Origin of the sequence: Bacillus glycinifermentans (assembly GCF_001042475.2) — a bacterium.
GTDB lineage: Bacteria > Bacillota > Bacilli > Bacillales > Bacillaceae > Bacillus > Bacillus glycinifermentans.
On sequence record NZ_LECW02000038.1, the window covers coordinates 1 to 5,264 of the forward strand.

A 5,264-nucleotide genomic window follows, 5' to 3' on the forward strand; every position below is an offset into this window, starting at 1 on the left:
GCTTTTCAAAGTTCCCGAAACGCAAAATACCCTCTCGACAGATTTGCCGAGAGGGCTTGATATGACTGGTTTTGTTGTTGCTTTCATCATAGCATGATTTGTGAAAAAAACAAGCGAAAAATTGCGATTTTTTAAAAGGAATGAGGTGAAAAACATGCCGAGACCTGCAAAATCCGCGGCCCTTCAATTAATACAGGGCAATCCGAATAAAAAGAATACGGAAGAACTGGCCGCGCGGGCTAAACACGAACAAAAAATGAAAATGCGCGCTGACAATATCAAACCTCCTTCCTGGCTGGATAAGGTGGCTAAAAAAGAATTTAAACGGGTTGCTGCTCTTTTATCTGAGGTGGAAATCATCACGGAGGCAGATATCAGCATGTTGGCTGCCTACTGTAATGCGTATTCTCAGTACATCTCTATTTCGAAAATTATTGAAGAAGACGGCATCATGATTCATACAGAGGGTCAAGATGAAAACGGAGAGCCGATCAAGTTGGTTGGAGAAGAGCACCCTCTGCTGAAACGGCAGAAAAATTTCTACGATCAAATGAAATCGGCTGCAAATGACTTTGGGCTCACTCCGTCTGCACGCGCCAAGCTCGCGATCACGAAAACCCAGGAAGAACGGGAGAAGACTTTAGCAGAAAAGGAGTTTAGTAATGTATGAATACAATTAAACAGTTTATGATTGATTACTCGCGCGATGTGATATCGGGCGAGATTGTTGCGTGCGAAAAGCATATATGGGCTTGTCAGCGGTTTTTAAATGATATTAAAAGAGAAGGAACAAGAGAGTTTCCTTACGTGTTTGACGATGAAAAAGCCCGTCGCTTTCTTTACTGGATGACGCAATTCAAACATACAAAAGGGCCATTAGCTGGTGAAAACATAGTTCCAGATCGTATTCAAATCTTTATTTTCGGTAATGTTTATGGCTGGATTCATAAAGATACAGGATACCGCCGTTTTACAAAAGTGTATTGGCAGGTTGGCCGTAAAAATGCAAAGACTCAGAGTCTAGCATGTGTTGCATCCTATGAAGCAATGGCAAACAATGAGAAAATGTCTGAAGTTTATATAGGGGCAACAAAGACGGAGCAGGCTCAAATATGTTGGAAGGAGATAAAAGCCCAAATAGAAGGGTGCGAACTTCTAAACAAACCTGAGCAAAAATACAGGATAGCATACAGTACCATTGAGCACCCAAAAACAAATTCAACCATCAAAGCTTTATCTAAAGATGCAGGAAAGACCGGTGACGGATTTAACCCGCAATGCGGCATAATAGATGAATATCATGCTCATAAAACGTCAGAGATTTACGATATCCTGGAGTCGGGGATGGGCGCAAGAACGCAGCCGATCATGGTTATTATCACGACAGCGGGGCACGAGTTAAACAATCCGGCCTATCGCGTGGAGTATGATTATGTTTCACGTCTTCTCGATCCAAACAAAGTAGAGACAAATGAACAGTATTTTGTCATGGTGAACGAAATAGATAAAGACGATGACATAAAGGATGAAAGGAATTGGATAAAGGCTAATCCTATATTAGCTTCTCATGAAGTTGGGAAAAAATATTTGCGAGATCGTCTTGAAATGGCTCTGGCTGTTCCTGAAAAGATGAGGGATTTCCTGACCAAGAATATGAATGTTTGGGTTAATATGCGCGACGGTGGATACATGGATATGCAGGCTTGGAAAGATTGCGGGTCTGATCAGTTCCCTGATCTATCCGGCCGTGAATGCTATGTTGGAATTGACTTGTCAAAACGAATTGACCTGACAGCTGTTTCGTTTATTTTCCCATTGGATGATGGGAGCTTTGCTGTTGAGAGTCACGGCTTTATGCCTGAAGATACTTTCTATGAGCGTATGAAGACTGATAACGTACCTTATGATCTGTGGAGAAAAAAGAACTGGCTAACCGTTACCGACGGCGCTGTTGTCGATTATGACTATATCAGAACCTACATTAAAAAAATGGAGAAAGAAAAAGGCTGGCGGATAAAAGAAATAGCCTACGATCCGTACAATGCCACACAGTTTGCCCAACAGATGGAAGCAGACGGATATGTGATGATTGAAATTCGGCAGGGTGTAGCCACACTTTCAGAGCCTACGAAAGACTTCCGAGAAAAAGTGAAGGCGAAAAAGATCATCCATAATAAAAACGATCTGCTGACTTGGGCTATGGGGAACGCAGTTACAAAAGTGGATGCCCAGGAAAATATAATGCTGGACAAGTCCAAGTCTACACAACGGATTGACCCGGCAGCTGCACTTATTAATGCACATGTTCGGGCTTCTCAGATTGATACAGCGATCGACTTAAACGCTTATATTCAGTCTGGATCTTTCAGCCTGTAGGGGGTGAGAATTTGAAAGTTTTAAAAGCCTTACAGTTATTTTTAGAAGATATTTTGCTTATTGCAGGCATGGTATTCATTTCAATAGCCATATACCGAATAAACGTAAACGCGGGTTTAATTGCAACCGGTGTTTTTTTATTTTCTCTTGCCAGTTTGGCAGGATTCGTTCGTCAAAAAAATAAGGACGAGGGAGGGAAATAGATGCTATTAAGCCGTTTAAAAAGCGGGATAAAAAATGAAATTGCTGAAGAGGATAGCGGATCCCTTCTTCATCCAGCTACGTGGTTTAGAAATATTTTTGCTGGATCTGAAAGCGCATCTGGTGAAAGGGTATCAACAAAAACGGCCGTTCTTCATCCGGATGTATATGCCTGTGTGATTGTTTTGGCGGATGATATTGCTAAACTTCCGATCAAACTTTTTCAGAACAAAAACGGCAACATACAACAGGTTCAAAATAAAGTCAGCGATATTATTCTGAACAAAGTCAATGACTATATGACAAGCTTTGTGTGGAAGCGGCTTTTGGTTACAAGGCTTTGCACTTGGGGAAACAGCTACAACCTTTTACTTTTTGATAAAGACGGAAATGTGACGGGGATCAGACCGTTGGATCCGGAAGCAACCAACACAAATATTGATCCTGATAACGGACGTGTTTGGTACTCCACAACGATTGACGGCAGATACCGTGAGTTTTTTTATGAAGAGGTGCTGCATTTTAAAAACCTGTCTCTTGACGGAATTGTGGGGCAAACTCCGATTTCAGTTATTCGGGACAATATAGGGTCAAATAGAGCTGCCACAAAATTCAACGCGAAATTTTACAAGAATGGCGGTGCACCGTTCGGTGTTGTTAAAGCGCCGACCCTTTTAGACCGAAAAAGTAAACAAATTCTTAGAGAAGACTGGGAGCGGGTGAATGCGGGGCAGTCTATTGCAGTTTTAGACGCCGGGCTTGATTATTCACAGGTAACCATGCCTATGAAAGATGCCCAATTTATTGAATCAATGAAATGGAATCGCCAACAGATTGCATCTATTTACAAGGTGCCACCGCATAAAATCGGTGAACTTGATCGGGCGACTTTCTCAAATATTGAACAGCAATCCCTAGACTATGTCAAAACTACATTGCAGCCATATGTTACAAATATCGAACAAGAGTTGAACGATAAGATTTTGACAGAGAATCAGCGAAACAATGGCTATTACTTTAAATTTAACCTGGAATCTGAGCTCCGTGGGGACAGTAAATCACGTGCTGAATTTTATAAAACTATGCAAAGCGTAGGCGCCTTTAGCGTCAATACTATTCTTCAAAAAGAGGACATGACAGGCATCGGAGAGATCGGCGATGAGCATTATGGAAACTTAAATCTTGTTCCCCTTTCAATTATGAAAGAATATCAGCTTAACAAGACGAAACAGTCTTCAGATCGACTGAAAGGGGGTGATGGCAATGGAACAAAGGAAGAAAAACAAGTATTGGAACATGAAGGTTCTGAATGATTCGACTGCTGAAATCACGCTTTACGGTTCTATTACCGGCGAAGGATGGTTTAGCGAGAGTTCGTCCAAGGCCTTTCAGTCTGAATTGAAAAGTTTAGGGGACGTGAGCTCTATTGATTTGTACATCAATTCGCCAGGCGGAGATGTTTTCGAGGGGCAGGCTATTCATTCGATGCTCCAGCGTCATAAAGCCAAAATCAATGTCTATGTGGATGCGCTGGCCGGGAGTATCGCTTCCGTCATTGCAATGGCCGGCAATAAAATTACGATGCCAAGTAACGCCATGATGATGATTCACAACCCATACATGGGGATGGTCGGGAATGCCGCGGAATTCCGGAAGGCAGCCGATGATCTGGACAAGATTACTGAAAGTATCGTTTCCACATATCTTGCGAAAGCAGGAGACAAACTGGACGACGGGACTTTACGCCAGCTGCTAGATGAGGAAACCTGGCTCACCGCCGATGAAGCTTTAAATTATGGCTTGATCGATATAGTTTCAGAATCAAAGGATGTAGCAGCCTGCATTGATCATCAGGTGCTGGCACATTTTAAACATGTTCCAGGCAAAATTGTTGCTCAATCTGCTGCAGAAAGTCGAGCTGGAGAAACAGCCCCGGATGAATTATTAAAACAAAAGATCACTATGAAACTTGAACTCTTAAATCTTTAAGGGTTCTTTTTTTATGCCATTTTTAAGGAGGACGAGCATTTGAAAAAGCTATCGAAACAAAAAAGCCTTTTGAAGCAGAAAAAACTACTGAAACTTGATATTCAATTTTTCGCCGGGGGCGGAATGTCTAAAAAAGAACGGGAGTTGCGCCAAACCTTGGCGGAAAAACGTACAGACATTGAAGCATTGACCGATGAGGGAAAACTTGATGAAGCCAAAAAACTACTTGCAGAAGCTCAGCAAATTAAAGATCAAATTCAGACATATGAGGATTTACGAAACATGCAGGTTTCATATGCACAGGAAGAGTCGCAGCAAGATCCAGAGGCAAAGAACTCGCAACAGCCAACGGATGATATCGCCAAAACAGATGTAAAAAACCATGTTCAACTTTTCGCATCTGCTCTTAGAACCGGCAAAGTACCGCAACCTCTTGCCGCAATGAAAGAAGGTGTGGACGAGGATGGCGGGCTTATTGTACCGCAGGATATCTCCACGAAAATAAATGAAAAACGACGTCAATTTGATACGCTGGCAAATCTCGTCGATGTCATTCCGGTATCAACAAACAAAGGGTCAAGGGTTCTTGAAAAACTTGCGGATATCACCCCGTTAGTAAATCTTGAGGAATTAGCGGATATTGAAGAATTAGAGAACCCTAAATTTGAAAACATTAAATATAGCATTAAAGACTATGC

6 protein-coding genes are annotated in these 5,264 nt (G+C 42.0%); all 6 read left to right on the forward strand.

The genetic code is table 11. From position 1 onward, the window contains the following. The first annotated feature begins 154 nt into the window (after nucleotides 1–154). On the forward strand, nucleotides 155–670 hold the full coding sequence (locus AB447_RS19045) for a phage terminase small subunit P27 family (protein ID WP_025807612.1): 516 nt from the start codon (nucleotides 155–157) through the stop codon (nucleotides 668–670). Beyond that, entirely contained in the window at nucleotides 667–2,376 is a 1,710-nt protein-coding gene (locus AB447_RS19050; RefSeq protein ID WP_057957704.1) for a terminase large subunit, read from the forward strand. Before AB447_RS19045 ends, AB447_RS19050 begins: the two co-directional genes overlap by 4 nt. Nucleotides 2,377–2,387: 11 nt before the next feature. Next, nucleotides 2,388–2,579: a DUF1056 family protein gene (locus tag AB447_RS19055; protein WP_048353720.1), complete on the forward strand. Its 192-nt coding sequence runs from the start codon at nucleotides 2,388–2,390 to the stop codon at nucleotides 2,577–2,579. Next, the gene (locus tag AB447_RS19060) at nucleotides 2,580–3,890 is read left to right on the forward strand and encodes a phage portal protein (RefSeq protein WP_057957705.1); all 1,311 of its coding nucleotides are present in this window, start codon (nucleotides 2,580–2,582) and stop codon (nucleotides 3,888–3,890) included. It begins immediately after the preceding gene. Next, on the forward strand, nucleotides 3,841–4,566 hold the full coding sequence (locus AB447_RS19065) for a head maturation protease, ClpP-related (RefSeq protein WP_232517627.1): 726 nt from the start codon (nucleotides 3,841–3,843) through the stop codon (nucleotides 4,564–4,566). Before AB447_RS19060 ends, AB447_RS19065 begins: the two co-directional genes overlap by 50 nt. Nucleotides 4,567–4,605: 39 nt before the next feature. Then, nucleotides 4,606–5,264 (forward strand): phage major capsid protein (locus AB447_RS19070; protein WP_241494787.1); only part of this gene is annotated, 659 nt, incomplete at its 3' end.